We start from the raw sequence: 26,614 nt of genomic DNA, 5'->3' as shown, positions 1-26,614 counted from the left end.
GAGAAAGAGGAGCTGTTCCCATGCGACGTATCCACTCATTCGCCGTCACCTCCGTGGCCCTTGCCGCCGCGCTGGGTGTCGTCCCCACCGCGACCGCGGCGCCCGCGGCCCCCGCCCGAGCGACGGCCTACAACTGCACGGGCGGCTACTTCTGCATCTACAGCGGCTGGAACGGCACGGGAACCCGTTGCCAGTGGTCGCAGTCCAAACTGGCCAACACCGCGGACAACTGCTCCTTCATCCAGAAGGGTCGCAAGGTGCTCTCGGTGTGGAACAAGACCGGGCACCGCGTCCAGTACTACACCCAGACCAACTATCACGCGCGCGTCGGATCCACGCAGTCCGGCAAGGGCGGCAACCTCCAGGGCAGTTACCAGATCCGTTCCTTCAAGCCCCAGTAGACCCACCCGCTGCCGTGCGACACGCTTGACGGGCAGGGGCGGCCGGGGGCACGCGCGGGGTGAAGCCATCGCGCCGCAGCCGCCCCTCCGCCTCGGCCCGGCAGTGGCGACCCATTGCCCGCCGAACACCCCGATGGTTAGCCTGTGTTCGTCATCCCGGCCGGTGGCCGGAGTTTCGAACAATGAGGGTGGGTGGCCGAGCATGGGCCGACTGGTTCCCGCAGTGGCCAGGGCGCTGGACGTCCTCGAACTCTTCCTGGAGAGCGAGGGCAGCCTCTCCGCGCCCGACGTCATCCGTCGACTCGGGCTTCCCCGCACCACCGTTCACGAACTGCTCACCACCCTGGCCGCCCGGTCCTATCTGGCGCCCGTGCAGGAGCAGCCCGGACGTTACCGCCTCGGCGTCCGCACCCACCAGCTCGGCAGTCGGTACGCCGAGCAACTGGATCTCGCTGCCGAAGGACAGCAGGTGGCCCGCGCGATCGCCGAGACGTGCGACGAGACCGTACACGTCGCGATCCTGGAGGACGCCGATGTCATCTACATCGCCAAAGTCGACTCCACCCACGCCGTCCGCATGGTCTCGGCGGCGGGCCGTCGACTGCCCGCGCACTGCACCTCCGTCGGCAAGATGCTGCTCGCCATGCTGCCCGAGGACGAGCTCGACGCCCGCCTCGGCGAGCGTGAACTTCTCGCCATGACGCCGGACAGCATCACCGGCCCCGCCGCCCTGCGGTCCGCCCTCGCCGAGATCCGTGAGCGCGGGACCGCCGTCGAGCACCGCGAGTCCAACCCGGACGTGAGCTGCGTGGCCGCGCCGGTCAGGGACGGGGCTGGGCGGGTGGTCGCCGCGCTCTCGATCTCGGTGCCCATGATCAGGTGGAGCGAGGAGCGCGAGGCCGAGCTGTCGGCACTGGCCGAGAAGGGCGCGGGGGACCTCTCCGCGAGGCTCGGCCACCGGGGGAGCCGGTGAGGTATGAGATCGCGGTGCGGGAGTGGGCAGAGCTCGGTGAAGGTCCGACGTGGGACCCGGCCACCGGCCGGCTGATCTGGGTGGACATCCTGTCCTCGCGGATCCACACCTTCGAGCCGGGCACCGGAAGGCGTACCGTCCTGGCCACCGAGCAGCACGTCGGCGCGGCGAAACCGCGCGCCGGGGGCGGCCTGGTGGTGAACCTCCGGGACGGCGTCGGGCTGTACGGTCCACGCGGCGCATTCCGCTGGCTGGCACGCGATGCCGTACCGGGACGGCGCGGCAATGACGCGGCGGTGGCCCCCGACGGCGCGCTCTGGGTAGGCACCATGCGCTACGACGAGGCGCCCGGAGGGGGCTCCCTGAGCCGGGTCGCCGCGGACGGCACGGTGCGAGAGGTGCTGGGCGAGGTGAGCGTCAGCAACGGCACGGGCTGGAGCCCGGACGGGCGGCTCATGTACTACGTCGACACCCCGACCCGGACCGTCGACGTCTTCGACTTCGACGGCCAACTGCCGCACAACAGACGCGTGTTCGCCTCCATCGAGGCAGACGCCGGGTATCCCGACGGACTCACCGTGGACGCCGATGGCGGGGTCTGGATCGCGCTGTGGGACGGAGGGATGGTGCGGCGCTACGCCGCGGACGGCAGCCTCGACCTGGTGCTGGAACTGCCCGTGCGGCGCCCCACGGCCTGCGCCTTCGGCGGCCCCGGCCTCACCGACCTCTACATCACCTCCGCCCGCGCCGGTCTGGCCGCACCGCACCCCCTTTCCGGTTCGGTGCTCGTCGTCGAAGGAGCCGGACGCGGCCTGCCGGGGCGCGCGTTCGCCGGCTGACCGGCCCCGTATGTGCCGGCGCCCCACGGGAGGCCGTGGGGCACCGGCACGCGAAGCACTCAGCGGGTCGAGAACGAGTGCACCGCGGAGGTGCGCCAGGGCGCACCGGACGCAGCGCGGCCCGCCGGCCGAGGGCGCCGTGGTCGGCCGCCGGTGGACCGTCGCCAACGGGGACTCACGAGCCGACCTTGCGCTTGTTGTAGACGTCGAAGCCGACCGCGGCAAGCAGGACGAGCCCCTTGATGACCTGCTGGTAGTCCGTGCCGATGCCGACCAGGGACATGCCGTTGTTGAGTACGCCGAGCACCAGGCCGCCGATGACGGCGCCGAACACCGTGCCGACGCCCCCGCTCATCGAGGCGCCGCCGATGAACGAGGCGGCGATGGCCTCCAGTTCGAAGTTCACGCCCGCGTTGGGAGTGCCCGCGTTCAGCCGGGCCGCGAAGACCACACCGGCCAGCGCGGCGAGCACACCCATGGTGACGAAGACCCGGAAGGTGACCCGCTTGTCCTTCACGCCGGACAGCTTCGCCGCCGCCTGGTTGCCTCCGAGCGCGTACACATGGCGCCCCACGACCGCGTTGCGCATCACGAAGCCGAGGCCGATCAGCAGCGCCGCGAGCAGGAGCAGCACCACCGGGACGCCCCGGTAACTGGCCAGCGTCATGGTGAAGGCGAGGACCGCGGCGGCCATCGCCACACACTTGGCGACGAACAGGGAGCGGGGCAGCACATCGAGGTCGTACGCCCGCTGGCGCCGCCGGGACCGCACCTCCTGGACCACGACGACGGCGATGAGGGCGAGCCCCAACAGGACGGTCGGATTGTGGTAGTTGGTGTCGGGCCCGAGCGCGGGGAGGTACCCCGTGGAGATCTCCTGAAAGCCCTCGGGGAACGGCCCGAGCGAGCGTGAGCCGAGCAGGATCTGGGTGCCGCCGCGGAACAGCAGCATGCCCGCCAGGGTGACGATGAACGACGGTATCCCGACGTAGGCGATCCAGAACCCCTGCCAGGCGCCCGCGGCCGCACCGATGACGAGCGCCACCACCAGGGCGAGCACCCAGGGCACATGGTGCTCGACCATCATCACGGCACACGCGGCCGAGACGAACGCGGCCAGCGAGCCGACCGACAGATCGATGTGACCGGCGATGATGACGATCATCATGCCGATCGCGAGGACCAGGATGTAACTGTTCTGGAGCACCAGATTGGTGACGTTGTTCGGCTTGAGCAGCACCCCGCCGGTCCAGATCTGGAACAGCACGACGATCAGGCCGAGCGCGACGAGCATCCCGTACTGGCGCATGTTGAGGCGCGCCGCGCCGAGCAGCAGCGCGGCCGACGCCGGGCGCGGGGAACCGGGCGCCGGCGGGGCGCTCCTCGGGGTGTCGGTGGTGACCGGACCCATGGTGACTACCTCTTGTTCGTGGTCATGTGGCGCATCAGCACTTCCTGGGTCGCCTCGGCCCGCTGGACCTCACCGGTGAGCCGGCCGGCCGCCATCGTGTAGATGCGGTCGCACATGCCGAGCAGTTCGGGGAGTTCCGAGGAGATGAAGACGACCGCCTTGCCTTGAGCCGCGAGCTGGTCGATGACGGTGTAGATCTCGTACTTGGCACCCACGTCGATGCCGCGGGTCGGCTCGTCGAGGATCAGCACATCGGGACCCGCGAAGATCCACTTGCTGAGCACGACCTTCTGCTGGTTTCCGCCGGACAGCCGTCCCACCTGCTCGAAGACGGTGGGCGCCTTGATGTTCATGGACCGGCGGTAGGACTCCGCGACCCTGCGCTCCTCGTGTTCGTCGACCACACCCCGCCGCGACACCCGGTCCAGTGCGGCCGTGCTGATGTTGCGGGCGATGGTGTCGATGAGGTTGAGGCCGTACCGCTTGCGGTCCTCGGTGACGTACGCGATGCCGTGGGCCACCGCCTCGGGGACGGTCCGCGTGCGGATCTCACGGCCGTCCTTGCGTACCGTGCCGCTGATGTTCCGCCCGTAGGAGCGGCCGAACAGGCTCATCGCGAGCTCGGTGCGTCCGGCGCCCATCAGGCCCGCGATTCCGACGATCTCCCCGCGCCGCACGTGCCAGCAGACGTCGTCGACGACCTTGCGCTGCTGGTCGATGGGGTGGTGCACGGTCCAGTGGCGCACGTCGAGCGCGGGGTGCGCGCCCGGCTCGCCCTCGTACGGCGTCCGGTCGGGAAAACGATGGTCGAGGTCGCGGCCGACCATGGCCCGGATGATCCGGTCCTCGGTCGTCGCGGGGTCTCGCACATCAAGGGTCTCGATGGTGCGGCCGTCGCGGATGACGGTGACCGAGTCGGCCACCGCCGCGATCTCGTTGAGCTTGTGCGAGATCACGATCGACGTGATGCCCTGGCCCTTCAACTCCTTGATCAGGTCCAGCAGATGGGCGCTGTCCTCGTCGTTGAGCGCCGCCGTCGGCTCGTCCAGGATGAGCAGCTTCACCTCCTTGGAGAGCGCCTTCGCGATCTCCACCAGCTGCTGCTTGCCGACGCCGATGTCCGCGACCCGGGTCTGCGGATGCTCGCACAGGCCCACCCGCTTGAGCAGCCGCGCCGCGTGCTTCAGCGTCTCGTGCCAGCTGATGACACCGCGGGTGGCGTGCTCGTTGCCGAGGAAGATGTTCTCGGCGATCGACAGATAGGGCACCAGGGCGAGCTCCTGGTGGATGATGACGATCCCGCGCGCCTCACTGGCCCGGATGTCCTTGAAGGCGCAGTGCTCGCCCCGGAAGAGGATGTCACCCTCGTAACTGCCGTGCGGATGAACCCCGCTGAGGACCTTCATCAGGGTGGACTTGCCCGCTCCGTTCTCCCCGCACACGGCGTGGACTTCGCCCGCCGCGACCGTGAGGGACACGTCCGAAAGCGCCCGCACGCCCGGGAACGTCTTGACGATGGAGCGCATCTCCAGGACCGGCGAGCCCGGCTGCGGCGCCTCGTGCGGCCGGTCGCTCACTTCAGGTCACTCGCCTTGATGTAGCCCGAATCCACCAGCTCCGCGCGGTAGTTGGACTTGTCGACGCTGACCGGGTCGAGCAGGAACGCCGGCACGACCTTCTTCTCGTTGTCGTACGTCTTGGTGTCGTTGACCTCGACCGTCTTGTGGTTGAGGACGGCGTCGGCCATCTGCACGGCCTGCTTGGCCAGTGCCCGGGTGTCCTTGTAGACGGTCTGTGTCTGGTCGCCCGCGATGATCGACTTGACCGACGCGACCTCGGCGTCCTGGCCCGTCACGACGGGGTAGGGCTTGGCGGCCGTCCCGTAGCCGCCGGAACGCAGCGCGGACAGGACGCCGATCGAGATCCCGTCGTACGGCGAGAGCACGGCATCGACACGCGCCGTGGAGTACGCCTTGGTGAGCAGGTCGTCCATGCGCTTCTGGGCGGTCGCACCGTCCCAGCGCAGCGTGGTCACTTGATTGAGCCGTGTCTGGCCGCTCTGTACGACGAGCTGTTTCCTGTCCAGATAGGGCTGGAGCGTCTTGAGGGCGCCCTGGAAGAAGTAGCGCGTGTTGTTGTCGTCGGGTGAGCCGGCGAACAGCTCGATGGTGAACGGCCCCTTCGCGCTGCCGTCCTTGAGCCCCAGCTTGTCGATGATGTACGAGGCCTGGAGCACTCCGACCTTCTCGTTGTCGAACGAGGCGTAGTAGTCGACGTTCGGTGTGCCGAGGATGAGCCGGTCGTAGGAGATCACCTTGATGTGCTGCTCGGCGGCCTGCTTCAGTACGTCGCTCAGGGCACGGCCGTCGATGGCGGCGATCACCAGGACGTCCACGCCCTTGGTGATCATGTTCTCGATCTGGGCGACCTGCTGGTCGACGTTGTCCTCGCCGTACTGGAGCTCGGTCTTGTAGCCGAGTGCCTGGAACTGCTTGACCATGTTGTTGCCGTCGTTGATCCAGCGCTCGGACGACTTGGTCGGCATGGCGATGCCGATGGTGGAGCCCTTGCCGCCCTTCTTGGTGTCCTTGCCGCCGCCGTCGCTGCTCTGCCCGCACGCGGCGAGCGCGAGGGCGAGGGAGCCGGCTACGAGGGCGAGGGCTGTTCTGCGGAAACGGGTGCGGCGCATGGTGATCAGTCCTTCGGGTTCACGGAGAAGCGGTTGAGGGAGCCGGGGAGGCGGGAGCCGAGCGGGGACATGCCGCCGTCGGCACCGTGCCGGGCCAGCAGGTCCAGCAGGAGCCGGCCGCGCCGCACCCGTTCTCGGGCGGTGTCCAGGGAGACGTCCCGCAGGTGCGCGCCGTAGGGGTAGATGCCGGGCGCCTTGGAGAGACCGAACTTGAGGTACAGCGGCGCGGCGCGGCGGATCAGCTCGGCCGCCTCGTACATCCGTACGTAGCCGCCCAGGTCGTCCGGCGCTTCGATGTAGAGGTCGAGCGGTGCGCCGGACACCCGCCTGATCTCGGTGAAGTGAGCGGCCGTCAGGTCGGACGGCACGTTGACGGAGTCGGCGCCCAGGCGCTCGTAGACGGTGACGGATGCGGGGTTGACCGGGCCGATCAGCGCCGAGACCTTCAGCGTCGTGCCGGCCGGCAGCAGACCGTTCTCGCGCAGCCGGTGCAGACTCCACAGCACGCCCTCGTCGGCGACGAGCAGGCATCCCACCCCCAACTCGGTGGCCCGCAGGGCGTCTTCGAGGCATCCGGCCAGCGCGTCGTGGCCCCTGGCGCGCGGCCCGGCACCGCCCGAGCGGGTGCGGGTGGAGCCGCCGGTGTCCCAGGTGCCGCGCGGCCCGGTGAACAGACAGAGCTCGATGTCGCGTGCCGCACAGGCCTCGGCCATCTCGGTGATCTCGGCGTCGGAGAGCATCCAGACGCCACTGCCCTGGCTGACGCGGTGCACCGGTACGTCGAGCCGCGAGGACTCCTTGAGGACGACGGCGAGTGCTTCGGGGCCCTCGACGGAGGGGATCTCGGTACGCCAGGTGCCTCCGTCGGGGAAGGAGTGCGGGGAGGAGTCGGCGGGGCTGACGACGGGCGCGGCCAGGCCGAGCGCCGTCAGGGCCAACTCGCCGGGGCGACGGGGCCCCGAGGGGTGGCGGACGGGGGCTGAGGTGTCGTTCACAGGCGGGATTCCTTGCGTGAGCGGACGTTCCTGATGTTCGGATGTTCGGTATGTCGAACGTGGTTCGGGACATGGGGCGCGGGGCGGCGAGGCAGCAGCGAAAGAGGGGAGGTGCCCAGGGGGCTGGAGAGGGGAGGTCGCCCAGGGGATGCCTGGAGGGGTCGGGCGCGCCCCCGGCCCCGGCCCCCCGGACAGCCCCCGGCCCCGGTCCACCGGACACCCCCCTGGCTAGGGGCGGAGCAGGACCTTCCCGGTCCCGGGATCTCCGCCGCCGACCAGGGCGAGCGCGTCGGCGTACCGCTCCAGTGGGTACTCGTGCGTGATCAGCGCCGCCGGGTCGATCCGCCGGGCGATGTACGCCCGCACGGCGAACGACCAGGCCGCGGGCGGGGCGCCGAAGACGCTGCGTACGGTGAGCTGGCTCAAGGAGAGGTGGACGGGGTCGATGCCGGTGGCGCCCGGAGCGAACATGCCGGTCAGGACGACCCGGCCACCGCGCCGGGCGAGCAGGGTCGCATCGGCGGCCGTGGTCGGCGCGCCGGCCGTCTCGACCACGAGGTCGAAGCGGCCGCGCAGGGTGGGGGACCGCTCGGGCGTGCGGGCCCCGGTCGCCCCCATGGGGCCTGCCAGTTCGGCCCGTCGCAGGCGGGGGTCGATCACCGTGAGCTCCCTGGGGGAGTAGCCCGACAGGAACTGGACGGCGAGCAGCCCCAGGGTGCCCGCGCCCACCACCGCGATCCGTTCGCCCGGTTCGGGTGCGCCGGCCCGCACGGCGGCGGCGGTCACGGCGGCCGGTTCAAGGAGAGCGGCGGCGCGCAGGTCCGCGCCGTCCGGCAGCGGGTGCAGCAGCCGCGCCGGGACCACCACATGGTCGGCGAAGCCGCCGGGGTGGGTGAACCCGGTCTCGGCGTAGGGGCCCGCGCACAGCGAGGTCTCGCCGCAGCGGCACCGCTCGCACGTGCCGCAGCTGCGAAAACCCTCGGCGACCGTGCCGCGTCCGACCAGGGCGCGGTCGACGTCCGGGCCCACCGCTTCGACCGTGCCGGACCATTCGTGCCCGGGGGTGAGCGGGTAGCGGACGTGGCCCGGGTCGCGATGGCCGTCGTACACCTCACGGTCGCTCATACAGATCCCGGCCGCGGCGACCCGTACGACCACCTCGCCCGGACCCGGTTCGGGGCGCTCGCCGGTGACCAGGCGGTGGCTGCCCGGCGCGTCGACGACGATCGCGCGGCTCTTCATCCCCGAGCCCCGGACGGGTCGCGCTTCTCCCAGCCCTCGGCCCACAGGTCGAACCGCGCCTGCTGCTGCGGGAACTCGGCCGCCGCGTCCACGTCGAGCTCGACGCCGAGACCCGGCGCGTCCGGCAGCTCGAAGTAGCCGTCGACGACCTGCGGGGCGCCCTTGACGACCTGCTTGATGTCCGCGTCCGCGAAGTCGTTGAAATGTTCGAGGATCTTGAAGTTCGGTGTGCACCCGGCCACTTGGAGGGAGGCGGCGGTGAGCACCGAACCGCCCACGTTGTGCGGCGCGACCAGGGTGTAGTGGGTTTCGGCGGTCGCGGCGAGCTTCCTGGTCTCCAGGATTCCGCCGATGTGACCGACGTCCGGCTGAATGATGTCGGCGGTCCCCGACTCGAAGAGTTCGCGGAACTCGATCCGGTCGTGGATGCGCTCACCGGTGGCGATCGGGATGTCGACCTTGCCGGCGACCTTCGCCAGCGCCTTGAGGTTCTCCGGCGGGACCGGCTCCTCCAGCCAGGCCGGATCGAACGGCGCGAGTTCGTGGGCCAGGCGCACCGCCGTGGCCGGCGAGAAGCGGCCGTGCATCTCCAGCATGAGCTCGGTGTCCGGGCCGATCGCGTCCCGCACCGCTTCGATCAACGAGACGGCGTACAACGACTGTTGGCGGTCGAGTTCGAAGTGGCCGGTGCCGAAGGGGTCGATCTTCAGCGCCCGGTACCCGCGCTCGACGACCGCCCGCGCCGCCCTGTGGTACGCCTCGGGGGTGCGCTCGGTGGTGTACCAGCCGTTGGCGTACGCCTTGACCCGGTCGGTCACCCTGCCGCCGAGCAGCTGCCAGACAGGGACGCCGAGCGCCTTCCCCTTGATGTCCCAGCAGGCCATCTCCACGACGGCGATGCCCGACATCACGATCTCGCCGGCCCGCCCGTAGTCGCCGTACTTCATCCGCCGCACAAGGTCCTCGATCGCGAACGGATCCGATCCCGCGATGTGGTTGAGCTCCGCCTCGCGGAGATAGCCGAGCAGCGCGTCGGTGCGGCCGAGCATCCTGGTCTCGCCGACGCCGGTCAGGCCTTCGTCGGTGTGGACCTGGACGTAACTGAGGTTTCGCCAGGGGGTCCCGACCACATGGGTGCTGATTCCCGTGATTCGCAAGGCAGTTGCTCCCGGGGCTGCTGTTCATGACGTTCGATATTTCGTCATGCGTTCGAAATGTTGGCGTGACGGTAATGAGGCGCGGTCGGGGGTGTCAATGGGTCGGGCGGGAACGACTTCCAGACGGCTCCCGGGTGTTGACGCCGAGACGGGAAAAGGGCCATGCTCCACGGCGTCGGCGTCGCATGACGCAGCCTTGGCCCAGCACAGGCGGGCGCGTCGCGGCAGGGGCGTACGAATCCCCCATGACGGCGGCCCGGAACGCCGATCTCCCGGTACTTCGGCGAAGCCCCACCCATCTGGCGGGAATGGCGGTGTTGCCCCTGCTGCGCATGGTGCGCGAGCGTGCTGTGTCATGGACCGTGACACCACCGCCTCCCCCCTCGCCCTCTCCCGCCGTCAACTCCTGGCCGCCGCAGGCGCTGCCGGAGCCGTCACCGCCGTCGGCGTCGTGCCCGCGTTCGCGGGTCCGCGCACCGGGCTCTCGCTGACCTTCACCGCCGCCACCAACGGTGCGGCCAGCCTCTCGCCCGCCGGTGACCGGCTGATCGCCGAAGTCCAGGACGTCCTGTGGTCGCTGCCGCGCGCGGGCGGCGAGGCCGAACCGCTCACCCCGGCCGGCCTCGAACCGACCCGGCCCGTGCACGCCCCGGACGGCGGCCTCGTCGCCTTCAGCGCCTACCAGGGGGGCGGTTATCACATCTGGACGATGCGCCCCGACGGCACACAGGTGCGGCAGCGCACCGAGGGACCCTGGGACGACCGGGGGCCCGCCTGGTCGCCCGACGGCACCCGCATCGTCTTCGCATCCGAACGCGGCGGGGACCCGGTGGCCGGCAGCCCGTACCGGATCCACGTACTCGACCTGCGCACCGGCCGGTTGACCCGGCTCACCGGGCTCCCGGGGCAGAACGGCCCGCTCCAGGACGCGGCGTGGGAGGACTTCGACCCCACCTGGTCACCCGACGGCAGGCGGATCCTGTTCGTCCGTGCCCAGGCCGTCACCACGCCGTTCGGCCCGGGAGTGGACGCCAAAACCATCGCCGCCGTCCCCGCCCGGGCAGGCGGCGAGGTCACCGTCGCGCACACCGAGACCGAGAACGCGCAGGTCATGACCCCCGCCCTCGCGCCCGACGGCCGTCGCATCGCCTACCTGCGCACCACCGCGGCGCCGAACGCCTCCTGCACCCTGGTCGTCGACGGCAGCCCCGTTCCCCTCGCCGGCGACATCGCCCCGATGCCGCCACGCTGGACGGCCGACGGTGAACTGCTCCTCACCCTGGACGGGGAGTTCACCCTCGTACGCCCGGACGATCCGGCACAGCGGGAGACCATTGCGTTCAAGGGCGCGCTGCCCGTCGACCGGCCGCGCTACCAGGTCAAGACGTACGACCTCGGTGAGGAACGAGTGCGTCCCGTCCGGGGAATCCACCTGCCCGCGCTCTCGCCCGACGGGCGGCGCATCGCATTCGCCGCGCTCAACTCGCTCTGGATCGCCGACACTTCGGGAACACGGCCACCGGAGCGACTGCGCCAGGCGGCAGCGACCCGCTATCTCCTCGGCCCGGCCTGGGCGCGCGACGGCCGCTCGCTGGTGTACGCCGACGACCGCGACGGGCTGCTCGGCGTCTACCGGCGCGACCTCGCCACCGGCGAGGAGAGCGCCCTCGCCACGGGCGGACGGGTGCATCCGGCGCTGTCACCCGACGGGAAGCGCCTCGCCGCCATCGACATGACCGGCCGGCTCGTCGTACGCGACCTCGCGAGCGGCACCGAGCACGCCCTGGTGACCCCGCTCGGCGGCGGCGGCCTTCCCGGGCGGCCGAGCTGGTCGCCGGACGGCCGATACCTCGCCCTGTGCGACCGGAACCGGCTCAACCTGCGCTTCCGCGAGGGCTACAACGTCATCCGGGTCGTCGACACCGAGACCGGCGCCGACCACCTCCACGCGGTGGCCCCGCACGTCTCGATCGCCGACCGTTACGACTCGGGGCCCGTCTGGTCGCCCGACGGGCGGTGGATGGCCGTCGTGGTGGAATCCGCCCTGTGCCTGCTGCCCGTCGCACCCGACGGCACCCCGCAGGGACCACCCCGCGCCCTCACCACCGAACCCGCCGACCACCCCTCCTGGTCCGGCGACTCCACGACGCTGCTGTACCTGTCCGGCGCCCGGCTGCGGCTCATCGGCGTCGACGGCGGACCCACGCGCACGGTACGGGTGGCGCTCGACCAGCGCAGGCCCGCCCCGGCCGACACCGTGGTGCACGCCGGACGGCTCTGGGACGGCACGGGAGAGTCGGTGCGCGACGACGTCGACATCGTGGTGCGCGCGGGACGCATCGCCTCGGTCGAACCGCACCGCAGGCGTGGCGCCGTACGGACCGTCGACGCGTCGCAGCGGACGGTCGTGCCCGGCCTGTGGGACACCCACACCCACCCGTGGCAGAGCACCTACGGCGGTCGCCAGACCGTCGGACAGCTCACCTACGGCATCACCACCGCCGTGTCGCTCGGCGGCTTCGCCTACGAACAGGCCCGCATCCGCGAGGCCGTAGCCACCGGACAGCTCGCCGGGCCACGCCTGCTGACCACCGGCGAACTCCTCGACGGCTCCCGCGTCGCCTACAGCATGGGCCGCGCCCACCGCACCGAGGCAGGCCTCAAGCGCTCACTGGAACGCGGCGCGGCACTGGACTGGGACTTCGTGAAAACCTATGTGCGCGCGCCCAGTTGGATCATGGCGGAGGCCGCCCGCTTCGCGCACGACCGGCTCGGCGTACGCTCGGGCAGCCACCTGATCTCGCCCGGCGTCCAGGTCGGACAGGACCTGACGACCCATCTGCTGGCCACGCAGCGCGCCGAGTTCGGGCACGCCACCTCCGCGACGGGCCGCGCCTACGAGGACGTCGTCGAGATCTACACGGCACGGGGCATGAACTTCGCCCTCATCATGACGCCGTTCACCTCCGCACCACTGATCGGGGCGGACCCCGGCCTCGCCGACGACCCGCGGGTCACCACCGTGATGCCGCCGTGGGACACGGCCGCCGTGCGGACGTCGGCGGCCACCCCGCCCACCGACGCCCAACTGGCCACGCTGCGCACGGAGACCGACGTCTACCGTCGCGTCCTCGACGGCGGCGGCCTGGTCGCGCTCGGCACGGACCAGCCGCTCGTCCCCGTCGGGCTCGCCCTGCATCTGAGCCTGCGCGCCCTGCACCGGGGCGGTCTCTCGCCCGCCGCGGCCCTGCGCACCGCGACCGTCCACCCCGCCCGGCTGTTCGGGCTCGACAAGGACCTCGGCACGGTCGAGCGCGGCAAACTCGCCGACCTCACCCTGGTCGACGGCGACCCGCTCGACGACTTCGACTCCATGGTGCGCACCACCGGGGTGCTCAGGGGCGGCGTGCCGTACACCACCGATGATCTGGTCGCCGCGTTCCAGCCGCACGAGAGGCACACGGCGGCCACGGCCGAGGACTGGCTTGAGGTGGGTCGTCTCATGCGGCGCGACGGCTGCTGCGACGCCGGGATCTGAGCAGCCGGGCTGAGGCGCCAGGATCCAGGATGGCGGGATCCGGGATGGCGGGATCCGGGACGGCGGGATCCGGGACGGCAGGGGCCGGGCGGCGAGGGCGGTCCGGCCCCGGACGACTGGCGGTGCCCGGCGGTCAGCCCAGGGCGCCGAGCCCCTTGGCCAGGTCGTCGCCGTTCATGACCGGCGCCAGATCGATTTTGGCGCCGAACTCCTGCATGAACGGCTCGGCGATCCTGGGGATCTCGGAGGAATCGGCCATGTCGAAGACGATGAGCGCCGTACGGCGGCCGTCCTCGGCGGTGAAGTAGGCGGCCTCGGGGCGGAGGCTCTCCATGATGGACTGCATCGACTTGGCCATCGTGCCGCCCCGGATCGACTCGTTGGTCTTCTCCGTGTCGAGCTGTGCCTTCAGCAGTACGCGCACACCACTCACCTCTTCCCGGCCGGGCGGGTGCGCTCGACGTACCGGTGGATCCCGGCCGCGTTCCCCTCCAGCGTCCCCCTTTTGCCCCGGTGTCACAACAACTGCCCCGAACAGCCCAGCACGACGCGCGGCAGGCTCCGGCACCCGGCTCCAATGAAGGGGTGACCGCGCCTCCAGACGACTGCCTCGCGCGCAATGAGTGGATCTGCGGCGCCTACCTGTCGAGCCGCCGCCAGATCCTCTGGGGCGCCGTGGTCCAGCACCTCCAGCTCACGGCCGTGTCGGTCCTGATCGGCCTCGTCGTCGCCGTGCCCCTCGCCGTCGCGGCCCGCCGCTGGCGATGGGCCGCAGGACCGGTCCTCGGGGTGACCACGATCCTCTACACCATCCCCTCCCTCGCCATGTTCTCGCTGCTGCTCCCCGTGTACGGGCTGTCCGCCTCCATCGTCATCGCGGGCCTGGTCCTGTACTCCCTGACCCTGCTCGTACGGAACATCCTGGCCGGGCTGCGCGCCGTGCCCGAGGACACCCGGCAGGCGGCCCGGGGCATGGGATACGGACCGGTACGGCTGCTCCTGGCCGTGGAGCTCCCGCTCGCCGTACCGGCCGCCATGGCCGGCCTGCGCATCGCCACCGTCTCGGCGGTGTCCCTGGTGACGGTGGGCGCCATCGTCGGCTACGGCGGACTGGGCAACCTGATCTACTCCGGGATGAACACCTACTTCAAGGCGCAGGTGCTCACCGCGTCCGTGCTGTGCGTGATCATCGCCGTCGCCGCCGACCTGGCGCTGCTCGGTGTCCAGCGGCTGCTGACCCCCTGGACGAGGGCGGTGCCGCAGTGAACACGCTGTCCCAGGCCTGGTCGTGGCTCACCTCCGCCGCCCACTGGTCGGGCGAGAACGGGATCTGGCACCGGCTCGGCGAACACCTCTGGCTCACCGCGCTGTGCCTGGTCCTCAGCTGCCTCATCGCGCTGCCGGTGGCCCTCGTGCTCGGCCATCTCGGCAGGGGCGGCACGCTCGCGGTCAACATCTCCAACGTGGGCCGTGCCGTGCCCACGTTCGCCGTCCTCGTGCTGCTCCTGCTGACTCCGCTCGGCAGGCACGGCGAATGGCCGACCATCATCGCGCTGATCCTCTTCGCCGTGCCGCCCCTGCTGACCAACGCCTACGTCGGCATGCGCGAGGTCGACCGCGACGTGGTGCGCGCGGCCCGGGGCATGGGCATGACCGGGCGCCAACTCCTGCTCCGCGTCGAGCTCCCGCTCGCCCTGCCGCTGATCCTCACCGGGGTGCGCATCGCGGCCGTCCAGCTCGTCGCGACCGCCACCCTCGCGGCCCTCGCCGGCGGCGGCGGACTCGGCCGGATCATCACCGCGGGGTTCAACCTGGCCTCGACGCCCCAAGTCGTCGCGGGCGCCGTGCTCGTCGCGGTCTTCGCGCTCGTCGTCGAAGGCCTCTTCGAGACGTTCCAGCGCCTCGCGCCGCAGTGGGCCAGGGGCGGTTTCGGATGAGGCCACGCCTGGTGCCGGCCGTTCTCGCCCTGACGGCGGCCACCGCGTGCTCCACCGGGCCGAGCCTGGAGAAGCAGGGCTCGGTCACCGCGCCGCCCGGCGACAGCAGGCACCTGACGATCGGCACCGCCGGATTCACCGAGAGCGACCTGCTGGCCCAGATGTACGCCGCGCTCCTCGACAAGGCGGGCTACCACACGAAGATCCTCTCGGTCACCAACCGGGAGATCTACGAACCCGCCCTGGAGAGCGGCCAGATCGACATCGTGCCCGAGTACGCCGCGACCTTCGCCGACTGGCTGAACGCCAAGGCGCACGGCGCCGACGCCCGCCCCGTCGGCTCACCCGATCTGAACCACACCATGACGGCCCTGCGCGCCCTGGCCACCCCCCGCGGCCTGACCGTGCTCGACCCCGGCAGAGCGGTGGACCAGAACGCCTTCGCGGTCGCGGAATCCTACGCCCGCCGGCATCGGCTCAAGACGCTGAGCGATCTCGGCGCGGCCAGGCTCCCGGTACGGCTCGCCGCCGGGGACGAGTGTGTGCAACGCCCGTACTGCGAACCGGGGTTGAAAAAGACGTACGGCATCGACGTCACGGCCGTCGACCCCAAGGGCGTCGGCACCACCCAGGCCAAGCAGGCCGTGCAGAGCGGTCAGGACCAGATGGTCCTGACCACCACGACGGACGCCACGCTCGGCGACTTCGGACTGGTGCTGCTCGCCGACGACAAGCACCTCCAGAACGCCGACTACATCGTGCCGGTGGTGAACCGCTCCCGCGCGGGCAGTACGGGAGTGACGGCCGCCCTGAGCAGGCTCAACACCGTGCTCACCACCGCCGACCTGGCGTCCTTGAACGAACAGGTCGACAGCTGGCGCAGGCTGCCGGAAGACGTCGCCAGGAACTACCTCAAGTCCAGACACCTGATCTGACGGCCTGCGCCAAATCCGCCTGCGCCAACTCCGCCACCCCTTGCGGAAGCCGGGCACTCTCGCCCCGGGGTCCCGTCGCCGGCGGCCGGATGGCTCTTCCCGGGTCCTGAAGCGCGTTGACGGGCCGCGGCGAGTCTGCCCGTCCCTCACGCATCGGCGACCGAGTCGAAGTCGACGTCCCCCCGTCCCACCCCCTGCGCGTCCGCGTCCACCGACCTGCGCAGCGCCTCGTGCAGCTTCGCGGGGGTCAGGACGCCCACGAAGCGCGCCCCGTCCACCACGGCGACCCAGCCGGCGTCGTACTGCAACATCTCGCTGAACGCCTGCTTGAGCGGCGCACCGACCGGGACCCACGCCTCCATGCGCCGGGCCAGGTCGGCGACCGAGCCCGCGCCGGCCAGCGAAAGTTCCTCCGCGGCGACCCAGCCGTGCAGCTCGCCCCCCTCGTTGAGCACCACGGCCCAGCGGGCGTCCTCGCCGCGCAGCCGGGCCGCCGCCGCGCCCGCGGGCTCGTCGAGGCGTACGAGCGGCGGCTGTTCCAGGTCGTCGGGCTCCACCGTGGTCACCGACAGGCGCTTCAACCCCCGGTCCGCGCCCACGAACTGGGCCACGTACGAGGTGGCGGGCGAGCCCAGGACCGACGCCGGGGTGTCGAACTGCTCGATCCGTCCGGATCCGTACACCGCCATGCGGTCGCCCATCCGCACGGCTTCCTCGATGTCGTGGGTGACCAGGAGGACCGTCTTGCGCACCGTCGCCTGAAGGCCGAGGAATTCGTTCTGAAGCCGCTCGCGGACGACGGGGTCGACCGCGCCGAACGGCTCGTCCATCAGCAGGACCGGAGGGTCCGCGGCCAAGGCCCTCGCCACCCCCACCCGCTGGCGCTGGCCGCCCGACAGCTGCGCCGGGTAGCGCGGCCCGTACGTCGCCGGGTCGAGCCCGACGAGGTCGAGCAGTTCCGCCGCCCGGGCCCTGGCCTTCGCCTGCTTCCAGCCGACGAGCGCCGGGACGGTCGCCGTGTTGTCGAGGATGGTGCGGTGCGGGAAGAGCCCGACCTGCTGGATGACGTACCCGATGCGGCGGCGCAGCCTGACCGGGTCGAGCGTGGCGATGTCCTCGCCGTCGACGAGGATGCGGCCCGATGTGGGTTCGATGAGCCGGTTCACCATCATCATCGTGGTCGTCTTGCCGCAGCCGGACGGGCCGACCAGGGTGACCAGTTCGCCCTCGGCGACCTCGAAGGACAGGCCGTCGACGGCACGGGTGCCGTCCGGATACACCTTGCTGACCTGCTCGAACCGGATCATGAACCCACGCTAGGAGCCCCCGGCCCCGCCCGCACTCGGGCCGGTCCGTGGGGGTGGGGCGCGGGCCCGCTCAGAGAGCGCCGGGCAGCAGCACCCGGAAGAGCGCGCCCTCGCCCGGCGCGGTCTCCAGCTCCACCCGCCCCTGGTGGGCCTGCACCAGGGCCGACGCGATGGCGAGACCGAGCCCCGCGCCGCCGCCCGCCTGACGGCTGCGCGAGGCGTCCACGCGGTAGAAGCGCTCGAAGACCCGGTCGGCCTGCTCGGGCGCCAGGCCCGGGCCCGAGTCGGCGACCTCGATGACGCCGTGGCCGTCGCGAGCGCCGACTCCGATACGGACGGGGGAGCCCGACGGGGTGTGCGCGACGGCGTTGCCGACGAGGTTGGCGACCACCTGCCGCAGCCGCGCCTCGTCGCCGACCACCGGTGCGGGCCCGGGAGCCCCGTGCCCGCCGGGCCCGGTCAACGTGACCTCACGCGACGGGTCGAGGGCTCTGGTGTCGTGCAGGGCGTCCACCGCCAGGGTGCGCAGATCCATCGGCGCGAGCTGGAGCGGGCGCTGCTCGTCCATGCGGACCAGGGTGAGCAGATCCTCCACCAGACCGCCCAGACGTACCGCCTCGCTCTCGATGCGGGCCATGGTGCGCTTCACGTCGGCCTCGTCGGGGAGCGCACCCATCCGGTACAGCTCGGCGAAGCCGCGGATGCCGGCGAGCGGCGTACGCAGTTCGTGACTGGCGTCCGCGACGAAGCGGCGCATCTGCTCCTCCGATTCGGCGCGCGCCGCGAAGGCCGATTCCAGCTGCGCCAGCATCCCGTTGAGCGCGCTGGTCAGCCGGCCCGCCTCGGTACGCGGTGAGGCGTCCGGCATCCGGTGCGAGAGCGGTCGGCCCGCGGCGATCTCCACCGCCGTCGCTTCGATGCGGCGCAGCGGTCGCAGCCCCGCCCGCACCGCGAACCAGCCCGCCACCCCGAGCAGCAGCGCCACGACGATGCCGATCAGCTGAAAGGCCGTGGCCAGGTGATCGACCGTCGAGGAGACCTCCTCAAGGGGCGCCGCCACGACCACCCCTGCGGGCAGCGCGGGGTCGCCGCTGTCCACCGGCACGATCAGCATCCGCCAGCTGCCGCCGCCGTGATCACTGGGCACCTCGAAGGGCTTGCCCAGGCGGTCCCGCAGCGCCTTCGCGTCCATCGTCGGCCACAACGGCCGCGGATCGCCCGCGGCGACGGGCTGGCGGAACTGCTCGGTGACCGTCCCGTCGTCCGCGGCGAACGCGATCACATACTGGCTGGGGAGCCAGGCCCGACCGCCCCCCGTACGGCCGGGCCTGGGATTGGGGGTGCCCTCGACGCCGACCCGGTGTGCCACCGAGTCACCGAACCGGTTCAGCTGCTGGTCCACCCGCTGGACCAACTGGGCACGTACCGAACTGAGGACGACGGTGTCGCTCACGGTGAGGCCGAGGGCCACCAGCGCCATGGCGAGCAGCACGAGCCGCGAGCGCAGCGAAAGCGCGGAGAACCGGCGCGGCAGCCGGCCGAGCCGCGCCCGGATGTACCTCAGCATCGCGGGCGCACCTCAGGACTGCGGGCGGCGCAGCACATAGCCGATGCCGCGCACGGTGTGAATGAGCTTGGGCGCGCCGTCGGCCCCGGAGTCCACCTTGCGGCGGACGTAGGAGATGTAGGACTCGACGATGCTGAGGTCGCCGCCGAAGTCGTACGCCCACACATGGTCGAGGATCTGCGGCTTGGACACGACACGGTCGGCGTTGACCATCAGATAGGCGAGCAGCTTGAACTCGGTGGGGGACAGCGAGACCGGCCGGCCCGCCCGCAGGACCTGGTGGCCCACCGGGTCGAGTTCGAGATCGCCCGCCACGAGCCTGCCCTCACCGCTCGGACCGCCGGTGCGCCGCAGGATCGCGCGGATCCGGGCGATCAGCTCCTCCAGGCTGAAGGGCTTGGTGACGTAGTCGTCGCCGCCCGCCGTCAGCCCGTTGATCTTGTCGTCGACGCCGTCCTTGGCGGTGAGGAAGAGCACCGGAAGATGGTCCGGGCCCGGCCCGCCCCCCGACTCCTCGCGCAGCCTGCGCACGACCGCGAAACCGGTCATGTCGGGCAGCATCACATCGAGCACCACCAGATCGGGGCGCTCCTTGGCGACGGCGGCCAGCGCGTCGGCGCCGGTCGCGGCGGAGACCACCTTGAAGCCGACGAAGCGCAGCGACGCCGAAAGCAGCTCCCTGATGTTGGGCTCGTCGTCGACGACCAGCAGGCTCGCCTCGGGCGCGGCTGCGTCCGTCGGGGCCATCGGTTTCCTCCTCGTGGCGGCGTGAAGCGGTGGGCACGGTCAGCCCCGGCCTGCGCCGAAACCGCTCGCACCGCCCTGGGTGACGGTGGTCGCCGCGACGTCCCCTGTGGCGTTCTGGCTGCCGCGCACGGTGACCGTCTGGCCCGGCTGGAGATCGGACACCTTGCCGCTCTTGGACTCGGTGACCTGGGTGCTGCCGGCCGTGGTGACCTTGACGACGTTGCCCTGGGTGTCGGTGACGTAGATGGTGCTGCCGTCGACGAGCTTCACCGTACCGATGGTCAGACCGCCCGCCGCGGCCGCCCCCGTACCGCCTCCCTGGCGCTGGCCGCCCTGGCCACTCTGGCCGCTCTGTCCGCTGCCGAAGCCCGGCCGCTGGCCGGCCTGGCTCGCGCCGCGGCCGGCCGCGGCGGGCGTGCGCTGGGTGGCCGAGGAGCCCTGATGCTGGCCCTTCTCCACCAGGGCGCCCGCGGCGAACGCGATGCCCGCCACCAGGCCACCGGACAGCAGCAGCGTCAGCCAGGGCAGCCGGGGCCGCGGCGGGGCGCTGAGCTCGGCGGAAATGTCCCGGGCGTCCGGCGGTTCGGCGAGGATGTCCTCCGGGCCGCCGGTCTCCGTGGGGCCGCCCACCGCGGGCCCCGCGCCCTCCACAATCTCGGCGTTGCCGAACATGTCAGCTTCTCCCTGTCCGTACATGGGGTTCATTCGTGCCGCAGCGCTTCGATGGGCCGCAGGCTCGCGGCGCGATGGGCGGGATAGCCGCCGAAGAACAGCCCGATGGCCACGGCGATGGCGAAGGCGCCGACGACCGATGCGGGGATGATCACCGGCTTGATGCCGACGATGGTGAAGTGCGAGCCGATCAGGCCCGCCGCGACGCCGAGCCCGCCGCCGATCAGCGAGAGCAGGGTCGACTCGGCGAGGAATTGCCCGAGGATCACCCCGCGCGGGGCTCCGATGGCCTTGCGGATGCCGATCTCGCGGGTCCGCTCGGTCACCGTCACCAGCATGATGTTGGTGATGCCGATCCCGCCGACCAGCAGGGAGATCGCCGCCACCGCACCGAGCAGCACCGTGAACGTCTTGTTGGTGTCCGCCTGCGTGGTGAGCAGGGAGGCCTGGCTGCTGACCCGGAAGTCGAGCGCCGTCGGGTCCTTGAGCCCGTGCCGGCCCATCAGGACGGTGGTGATCTCGCTCTGCGCCGCCGTGGTCGCGTCGGCCGACGTGGCCTCGACGAGGATCTGGCCGAGCGAGCCGAAGCCGGTGAAGGCGTTCTGCACGGTCGGCAGCGGCGCCACCACCAGGTCGTCCGGGTCCTGGAATCCGGTGCCGCCCTTGGTGGCGAGGACACCGACCACCGTGAACGGTGTGCCGCCGAGCGTCATCTTCTTGCCGACCGGGTCGGCCGTACCGAACACGTCGGTCGCCGTCGTCGAGCCGATCACGGCGACCTTGCGCGAGCCGAGCACGTCGTCGGAGCTGAAGTAGTCGCCCTTGGTCACCTTGCTGTTGGACGCCTTGAAGTACGCCGGGTAGGTGCCCACGACCTGGCTCACCGTGTGCGACGTGCCGTCGTACAGGGCGGTCTGGGAGGTCGTGGTCTCCGGGGCGACCGACTCGATGTGCGGGGCGGCCGCGGGGTCGGCGAGCGCCCTCGCGTCGTCGACGGTGAGCGGTTTGGTGGCGGTGGACGAGCGAGCGCCGAAGCCGCCGCCCGATGACACCGTGAGCGCGTTGGTGCCCAGCTTCTCGATCGAGTCCTTCACGGACTGCGACGATCCGTTGCCCACCGCGAGCAGCACGATGACCGCGGCCACGCCGATCAGCACCCCGAGCATGGTCAGCGCGGAGCGCACCTTGTTCGCCGCGAGCCCGCCGAAGGCGAACCGCAGCGTCTCGAAGGGGTTCACCGGGCGCCTCCGACAAGGGAGTCGTGGTCGCGCAGGGCGGGCGGCGGGCCGTCGGCGGAAGCCTGCCGCACGTCCTCGACGATCCGTCCGTCGACGAGCCGGACGACCCGCTTGGCGTGCCGGGCCACCTCGTCCTCGTGGGTGATCAGGACGACGGTGCGCCCCGCGGCGTTCAGCCGGTCGACCACGGCGAGCACGTCCTCGGTGCTGCGGCTGTCGAGGTTGCCGGTGGGCTCGTCCGCGAGCAGCATCGCGGGCGAGGTGACCAGGGCGCGGGCAACGGCCACGCGCTGCTGCTGGCCGCCGGAGAGTTCGTTGGGACGGTGGTCCATCCGGTCGGCGAGTCCGACCAGGCTCAGGGCGGCCTGCGCGCGCCTGCGCCGCTCGGCGGGCTTCACACCCGCGTACGCGAGCGGCAGCTCCACCTGCGCGAGTGCGGGTGTGCGCGGCACCAGGTTGAACGACTGGAATACGAAGCCGATCTTGCGGTTACGGACCAGGGAGAGCTGGCGCTCGTCGAGCCCGCCGACGTGGATGCCGTCGAGCAGATACTGCCCGGACGTCGGCACGTCCAGGCACCCCAGGATGTTCATCAGGGTCGACTTGCCCGACCCCGAGCTTCCCATCACCGCCACGAAGTCGCCCTGCTGGACGACCAGTTCGAGGCCGTGGGGCCGACCGCTCACCGGGTCCTGCGGCCCGCGGAGCGCGTGGACGGCCGCGTCGCCGTGCCCGTACGTCTTGATCAGCGCGCGCACCTCGATGACCGGCGCGGGGCCCCAGGGGCCCTCCTCCGGCGCGGCTTCGGACGGCGCCGCGGTCCCGCGCGGCCACAGGGGCGGCGTCATCCGCGGCCACCCCCGCCGCCACCGCTCGCGCGGAAGCCGCCACCCGATGCGGCGCCGCCGCCGCGGCCGCGCGAGGCGCCGCCGCCGAGCCCGCCGGGGAAGGAACCGCTGGGGAACCCGCCGTTGCCGGTCGCGGAGGCCGCGGACAGCTGCACCTTCTCGCCCTCGCTCAGACCGCTGAGGATCTGGTCCGAGCTGTCGCCCTCAAGGCCCACCGTGACGGGGGTCCGCTCGGTGGTGCCGTCGGCCTTGACCACGGTCACGGTGCGGTTGGCACCGGTGCCGGTCACCGCGGCGGTCGGCACCGACAGGGCGCCGGAGGCCTCACCCGTCACGACCTGGATGCTCGCGCTGAGCCCGGTGCGCAGATCGGTGGTGGGGCTGGTGATGGTGAGGGTGGCCGCGTACTGCACGGCGCTGCCCGAGCTGCCGTTGCCGCCGCCGCCCCCGCCGGACCCCGAGCCGCTGCTGACGGGCAGCGAACTGACCGACAGGACCTTGGCGTTGAGGGTGGTGCCCGACTCCGCGTTGAGCGTCACCGTGGCCGCCTGGCCGGGCTTCAGCTTGAGCGCGTCGGCTTCGGAGAAGTTGGCGGTCACCTGCATCCCGGAGGGATTGGTGAGTACCACGAAGCCCGTCAGGGCCGACGAGGACGAGGAACTGGCGCTGCCCGATGCCGAGTTGGATGCGCTGCCCGAACCTGCGCCGTTCCCGCTCGTGCCGTTGCCGCCGGTACCCGAGACGGTGTCGCCCTTCTTCGCGGACACGGAGGCCACGGTCCCGGCGACCGGCGCCGTCAGCGTGGTCCCGTCCACCGCCCGCGACGCCGCGTCCACCGCGTTCTGGGCCTGGGTGAGCTGGGCCTCGGCCTGGGCGAGCTGGGCGGGGTCGACCGTCGGGGACGCGGTGGGCACGGGCGCGGCATTGGCGGCGCCCCGCGCCGACGAACCGCTGCCGGAGCCGGTGGCGGCGCTCGCACTCGACTGGCCCTCCCGCACCTTGGTGAGGTTGGCCTGGGCCGCCGTCAGGGACGCCTCGTCCTGGGCAAGGGTCTCCCTGGCCGCGGTCGCGTCCACCTTGCCGAGCACCTGGCCGCGGCTCACCTTGTCACCGGGTTTGACGTCGACCTCGGTGAGCTTGCCGCCGGTGGTGAAATTCACCCCGGCGTCGCTCGGTGAGGCGAGCGACCCCGAGCCGGACACGGTGGCCAGGACCGTGCCCTTGGTGACCGTCACGCTCTTCGCATCGCTCCGCGCGGGAGTGCTGTCGTGGCCGGTCACCGCCGCGTAGGCGCCACCGGCGCCCGCCAGAACGGCCACACCGAGCACCGAGTTGATCAGGACGGCTTTGCGCCGTCGTGGGAGCACCTTCATGACGCCGGATCCTGGCCGCCCGCACTTTGGAACCCCTGGGAGCTTTCTGGGAGTTCCCTGGGAGCGCGAGAGCGCGCGAATCTTCGCATGGCGGGAGGAAGGGCGCGTAAGGGGCCGTCGTCCGTGTCCCGCGCGTCCTGCCGGGGCCCGGGCACCCAGGGAACTCCCAGGCCTTCCACCGGAGGCACCCACCCCGGTGCGGTTCAGTCATGGGTCGCCGACGGTGCACACGCGCCGACGAGGCCGTCGTCCGCCCAACGCATCGAGGAGACACCGCACATGACCTGGATCAAGCGCCGGGCCGCCACCGCGAGCGCCGCGCTCGCCGTGCGGGCCGCCGTCTCCACCGCCACGCTCGCGGCGTGCGGCCTGCTCCTGGTGGCCTGCTCGTCATCGGCGGCGTCCCCCAGCGCCCAGGCGAAGCCCTCGGCCTCCGCGTCCGCCCAGGGCAAGGGCATGGATGCCTACCGGCAGTGCCTGGCCCAGCACGGCGTCACGATGGCTCCGCGGCCCAGCGGAAGCGGCCGGCCCGGTGGACGGCCGGGCGGCCGGCCGAGCGGACTCCCGAGCGGTGGCGCCCGGCGCCCGGGAGGCGGCGGTGGTTTCGGTGGCTCCGCCGGTGGCGCGTCCGCCGATCCGGCCCAGCGCCAGGCCGCGCAGGCCTGTGCGAGCCTGCGGCCCCAGTTCAACGGGCGGGGCGGTGGGGACAGCACCGCGATGAAGGCGTTCACCAGCTGCCTCAAGGACCACGGCGTCGTGCTTCCCTCCGCGTCCCCCGGCGCGGGCGGCATGCGCGGCTTCAACACCACGGACCCCAAGTCCGCGCAGGCGTTCGGGGTCTGCAAGGCGCTGCTCCCCCAGCAGTCCCACTCGGGAGCACCGGCCCCCGCCGCGAGCCCCACGGCCTGAGGCGGGTGACGCTCCACTCGGGAGCACCGGCTCCCGCCGCGAGCCCCACGGCCTGAGACGGCGGGCGCCCTCCCGCGTGCGCCGGTCGTGCCCACGCGGGGAGGGCGCTGCGCTGCGCTGCCCCCGGCCTACGTGTGGGGCCGCCCGCCCCGCTCCTGCTGCGGGACGGTCTGCGTGGCGCCGGGCAGTGTCGGCTTCGGCAGCGTCGCCACCTCGCGCTTGGCCTCCGCCAGTTGCTCGGCGGTGTCGGCGGGCAGGCGCGGCGGCCCGGGCAGGGCGCTGCCGAACCGGAACGCCGAGGTCAGATCGCCGAAGGTGCGGCGGCGCCACTCACTGATGTTGGGCTCCTTGACCCCGGTCAACTGCTCAAGGAAGCGCAGCGCGGAGGTGTGGTCGAACGCCTCGCTCGCCACCCAGCCGCCCACGGTCCACGGCGAGATGATGATCGCAGGCACCCGGAAGCCGCCGCCGATCGGCAGCCCGCCGACGAACTCGTCCGCCGTGCCCGCCTTCGGCGTCGGCGGCGGCACGTGGTCGAACAGGCCGTCGTTCTCGTCGTAGTTGAGAATGAAGGCGGTCTTCGCCCACACCTTGGGGTGGGAGGCGATGGCCTCGATCTTGCGCGCCACGAAGTCGGCGCCGGCGGCCGGCAGATAGTCGGGGTGCTCGGACTGATAGCCCGTCGGCACGATCCAGGAGACGGTCGGGAGCCGGTCGCCCCGGGCGTCGTCCTCGAAGGTGCCCTCGGGCTGGGGGCGCACTCCGCGCTCGTACAGCGCGGAGCCGGGCTTGGCGTCCCGGAAGCTCTGGAACTGCTCCAGCAGGTTGCAGCCGTAGTCGTCGTCCTGCTGATAGACCTTCCAGCTCACCCCGGCTGCCTGGAGCCGTTCCGCGTACGTCGTCCACCGGTAGGGGCTCGGGGCGGTGTTGTTGAGCACCGGGCCGCCCTTGGTGCCGGCCGCGTCGATGCTGCCCGTCATCCAGTACAGCCGGTTGGGCCAGGTGGGGCCGAGTACGGAGCTGAAGTAGTTGTCGCAGATGGTGAAGGTCTCCGCGAGCGCGAACTGGAACGGGATGTCCTCGCGCGTGTAATAGCCCATCACGTAGGGCCCGTTGACGCCGTCCGCCGAGCGGTGCGCGGGCAGCCACTGGTCCATCTTCCCGTTGTTCCAGGCCTGGTGCTGCACGGCCCAGGCGTGGCTCGTGGAGGGGATGGCCTGCGCGCTGGTGCTGCGCGTGTCCAGGTGGAACGGCAGCAGGTAGCCCTTGGGGTTCACGGTGTCGGGCTGGTAGAACACCGAGCGTCCACCGGGGAGCTTGAGGGCGTTCGGGTCGCTGAATCCCCGTACGCCCGAAAGCGTGCCGAAGTAGTGGTCGAACGACCGGTTCTCCTGCATCAGCATGACGACGTGTTCGACGTCGCGCAGCGAGCCCCGGCGCGGCGCCCCGGCCGCCACCGCCTTCTGCACGCTCGGTGGCAGGAGGGAGAGTGCCGCGGCCCCGCCGAGTGCTCCGGCTGCCGATCCCAGGAGTCTGCGTCGTGTCAACTCGGTCATGAACGCCCCTTCCAGAGCTGTCGGTTGCGACCAGTGACGTGGACCTGCCGGTCAGTCTCGCCCCCGGCGGTGAGGGGCGGCGGGGGGAAACGGTGAACACGCGCCCAACGATGAGCAAGGACTCGGCCGAAAGGCCCCGGCCCCCTCGGCATCACCTCCCGAAGGGGTGCGCCGCACGGGGAAGTCCCCTAGACGAGTCATTCCGAATGCTGACGGTGCGTCCGGGAACGCGGACAGGGCGTCCAAGATCGTTGTGTGACGAACAACCTGGACGCCCTGC

At 71.7% G+C, this 26,614-nt stretch carries 23 protein-coding genes; 8 read left to right on the top strand and 15 right to left on the bottom strand.

The window, feature by feature from the left end:
- Window positions 1-20 precede the first annotated feature (20 nt).
- From ACGFW5_RS27290 to ACGFW5_RS27280, 3 genes are all read left to right on the top strand, one after another.
- Window positions 21-401: a peptidase inhibitor family I36 protein gene (locus tag ACGFW5_RS27290; RefSeq protein WP_393836937.1), complete on the top strand. Its 381-nt coding sequence runs from the start codon at window positions 21-23 to the stop codon at window positions 399-401.
- A 202-nt stretch (window positions 402-603) separates the two neighbouring features.
- On the top strand, window positions 604-1,374 hold the full coding sequence (locus ACGFW5_RS27285) for an IclR family transcriptional regulator (protein ID WP_393836936.1): 771 nt from the start codon (window positions 604-606) through the stop codon (window positions 1,372-1,374).
- Window positions 1,371-2,213 (top strand): SMP-30/gluconolactonase/LRE family protein, encoded by an 843-nt coding sequence (locus tag ACGFW5_RS27280; protein WP_393836935.1) that lies wholly within the window; start codon window positions 1,371-1,373, stop codon window positions 2,211-2,213. The genes ACGFW5_RS27285 and ACGFW5_RS27280 overlap by 4 nt, the downstream gene beginning before the upstream one ends.
- Window positions 2,214-2,388: 175 nt before the next feature.
- Here ACGFW5_RS27280 and mmsB read toward each other — a convergent pair whose 3' ends face one another.
- From mmsB to ACGFW5_RS27250, 6 genes are all read right to left on the bottom strand, one after another.
- On the bottom strand, window positions 2,389-3,624 hold the full coding sequence (gene mmsB / locus ACGFW5_RS27275; protein ID WP_393836934.1) for a multiple monosaccharide ABC transporter permease: 1,236 nt from the start codon (window positions 3,622-3,624) through the stop codon (window positions 2,389-2,391).
- Between the two features lie 5 nt (window positions 3,625-3,629).
- Entirely contained in the window at window positions 3,630-5,150 is a 1,521-nt protein-coding gene (gene mmsA, locus ACGFW5_RS27270; protein ID WP_393836993.1) for a multiple monosaccharide ABC transporter ATP-binding protein, read from the bottom strand.
- A gap of 47 nt (window positions 5,151-5,197) precedes the next feature.
- Window positions 5,198-6,313 carry a multiple monosaccharide ABC transporter substrate-binding protein gene (gene chvE / locus ACGFW5_RS27265; protein ID WP_393836933.1) on the bottom strand — a complete coding sequence of 372 codons (1,116 nt, stop codon included), beginning with the start codon at window positions 6,311-6,313 and terminating at the stop codon, window positions 5,198-5,200.
- 5 nt (window positions 6,314-6,318) lie between these two features.
- On the bottom strand, window positions 6,319-7,308 hold the full coding sequence (locus tag ACGFW5_RS27260) for a hypothetical protein (RefSeq protein ID WP_393836932.1): 990 nt from the start codon (window positions 7,306-7,308) through the stop codon (window positions 6,319-6,321).
- 228 nt (window positions 7,309-7,536) lie between these two features.
- Window positions 7,537-8,550, bottom strand: a complete 1,014-nt coding sequence (locus ACGFW5_RS27255; protein ID WP_393836931.1) for a zinc-binding dehydrogenase — start codon at window positions 8,548-8,550, stop codon at window positions 7,537-7,539.
- Window positions 8,547-9,707 (bottom strand): mandelate racemase/muconate lactonizing enzyme family protein, encoded by a 1,161-nt coding sequence (locus tag ACGFW5_RS27250; protein WP_393836930.1) that lies wholly within the window; start codon window positions 9,705-9,707, stop codon window positions 8,547-8,549. Before ACGFW5_RS27250 ends, ACGFW5_RS27255 begins: the two co-directional genes overlap by 4 nt.
- Before the next feature lie 355 nt (window positions 9,708-10,062).
- Between ACGFW5_RS27250 and ACGFW5_RS27245 the strand changes: the two genes are divergently transcribed.
- A complete protein-coding gene (locus ACGFW5_RS27245; protein WP_393836929.1) occupies window positions 10,063-13,245 on the top strand; it encodes an amidohydrolase family protein in 3,183 nt (1,060 codons plus the stop codon).
- Between the two features lie 133 nt (window positions 13,246-13,378).
- Here ACGFW5_RS27245 and ACGFW5_RS27240 read toward each other — a convergent pair whose 3' ends face one another.
- The gene (locus tag ACGFW5_RS27240) at window positions 13,379-13,669 is read right to left on the bottom strand and encodes a hypothetical protein (protein ID WP_393836928.1); all 291 of its coding nucleotides are present in this window, start codon (window positions 13,667-13,669) and stop codon (window positions 13,379-13,381) included.
- 161 nt (window positions 13,670-13,830) lie between these two features.
- On the opposite strand from ACGFW5_RS27240, the gene ACGFW5_RS27235 reads away from it, so the two are divergent.
- The 3 genes from ACGFW5_RS27235 to ACGFW5_RS27225 are packed head-to-tail and all read left to right on the top strand — an operon-like array spanning window position 13,831 to window position 16,117.
- On the top strand, window positions 13,831-14,511 hold the full coding sequence (locus ACGFW5_RS27235) for an ABC transporter permease (RefSeq protein ID WP_393836927.1): 681 nt from the start codon (window positions 13,831-13,833) through the stop codon (window positions 14,509-14,511).
- On the top strand, window positions 14,508-15,182 hold the full coding sequence (locus tag ACGFW5_RS27230) for an ABC transporter permease (RefSeq protein WP_393836926.1): 675 nt from the start codon (window positions 14,508-14,510) through the stop codon (window positions 15,180-15,182). The genes ACGFW5_RS27235 and ACGFW5_RS27230 overlap by 4 nt, the downstream gene beginning before the upstream one ends.
- A complete protein-coding gene (locus ACGFW5_RS27225; RefSeq protein WP_393836925.1) occupies window positions 15,179-16,117 on the top strand; it encodes an ABC transporter substrate-binding protein in 939 nt (312 codons plus the stop codon). Before ACGFW5_RS27230 ends, ACGFW5_RS27225 begins: the two co-directional genes overlap by 4 nt.
- A 146-nt stretch (window positions 16,118-16,263) precedes the next feature.
- Here the strand turns inward: ACGFW5_RS27225 and ACGFW5_RS27220 are convergent, their stop codons facing one another.
- The 7 genes from ACGFW5_RS27220 to ACGFW5_RS27190 all read right to left on the bottom strand — a co-directional run bounded on the left by ACGFW5_RS27220 (window position 16,264) and on the right by ACGFW5_RS27190 (window position 23,869).
- Window positions 16,264-17,424: a betaine/proline/choline family ABC transporter ATP-binding protein gene (locus ACGFW5_RS27220; RefSeq protein ID WP_393836924.1), complete on the bottom strand. Its 1,161-nt coding sequence runs from the start codon at window positions 17,422-17,424 to the stop codon at window positions 16,264-16,266.
- Between the two features lie 70 nt (window positions 17,425-17,494).
- On the bottom strand, window positions 17,495-18,991 hold the full coding sequence (locus ACGFW5_RS27215; RefSeq protein WP_393836923.1) for a sensor histidine kinase: 1,497 nt from the start codon (window positions 18,989-18,991) through the stop codon (window positions 17,495-17,497).
- Between the two features lie 12 nt (window positions 18,992-19,003).
- Window positions 19,004-19,738 carry a response regulator transcription factor gene (locus tag ACGFW5_RS27210; RefSeq protein WP_393836922.1) on the bottom strand — a complete coding sequence of 245 codons (735 nt, stop codon included), beginning with the start codon at window positions 19,736-19,738 and terminating at the stop codon, window positions 19,004-19,006.
- Between the two features lie 39 nt (window positions 19,739-19,777).
- A complete protein-coding gene (locus tag ACGFW5_RS27205; RefSeq protein ID WP_393836921.1) occupies window positions 19,778-20,410 on the bottom strand; it encodes a hypothetical protein in 633 nt (210 codons plus the stop codon).
- Between the two features lie 29 nt (window positions 20,411-20,439).
- On the bottom strand, window positions 20,440-21,648 hold the full coding sequence (locus ACGFW5_RS27200; protein ID WP_393836920.1) for an ABC transporter permease: 1,209 nt from the start codon (window positions 21,646-21,648) through the stop codon (window positions 20,440-20,442).
- Entirely contained in the window at window positions 21,645-22,496 is an 852-nt protein-coding gene (locus tag ACGFW5_RS27195) for an ABC transporter ATP-binding protein (RefSeq protein ID WP_393836919.1), read from the bottom strand. The genes ACGFW5_RS27200 and ACGFW5_RS27195 overlap by 4 nt, the downstream gene beginning before the upstream one ends.
- Entirely contained in the window at window positions 22,493-23,869 is a 1,377-nt protein-coding gene (locus tag ACGFW5_RS27190) for an efflux RND transporter periplasmic adaptor subunit (protein ID WP_393836918.1), read from the bottom strand. Before ACGFW5_RS27190 ends, ACGFW5_RS27195 begins: the two co-directional genes overlap by 4 nt.
- A gap of 279 nt (window positions 23,870-24,148) precedes the next feature.
- Between ACGFW5_RS27190 and ACGFW5_RS27185 the strand changes: the two genes are divergently transcribed.
- Window positions 24,149-24,778 carry a hypothetical protein gene (locus tag ACGFW5_RS27185; protein ID WP_393836917.1) on the top strand — a complete coding sequence of 210 codons (630 nt, stop codon included), beginning with the start codon at window positions 24,149-24,151 and terminating at the stop codon, window positions 24,776-24,778.
- 128 nt (window positions 24,779-24,906) lie between these two features.
- Here the strand turns inward: ACGFW5_RS27185 and ACGFW5_RS27180 are convergent, their stop codons facing one another.
- A complete protein-coding gene (locus ACGFW5_RS27180; RefSeq protein ID WP_393836916.1) occupies window positions 24,907-26,334 on the bottom strand; it encodes an alkaline phosphatase family protein in 1,428 nt (475 codons plus the stop codon).
- Between the last annotated feature and the right edge of the window lie 280 nt (window positions 26,335-26,614).

Origin of the sequence: Streptomyces sp. NPDC048416 (assembly GCF_043200435.1) — a bacterium.
GTDB lineage: Bacteria > Actinomycetota > Actinomycetes > Streptomycetales > Streptomycetaceae > Streptomyces.
The sequence above is the reverse complement of the archived record's forward strand: the minus strand, read 5'-3'. Positions and strand labels throughout refer to the sequence as shown.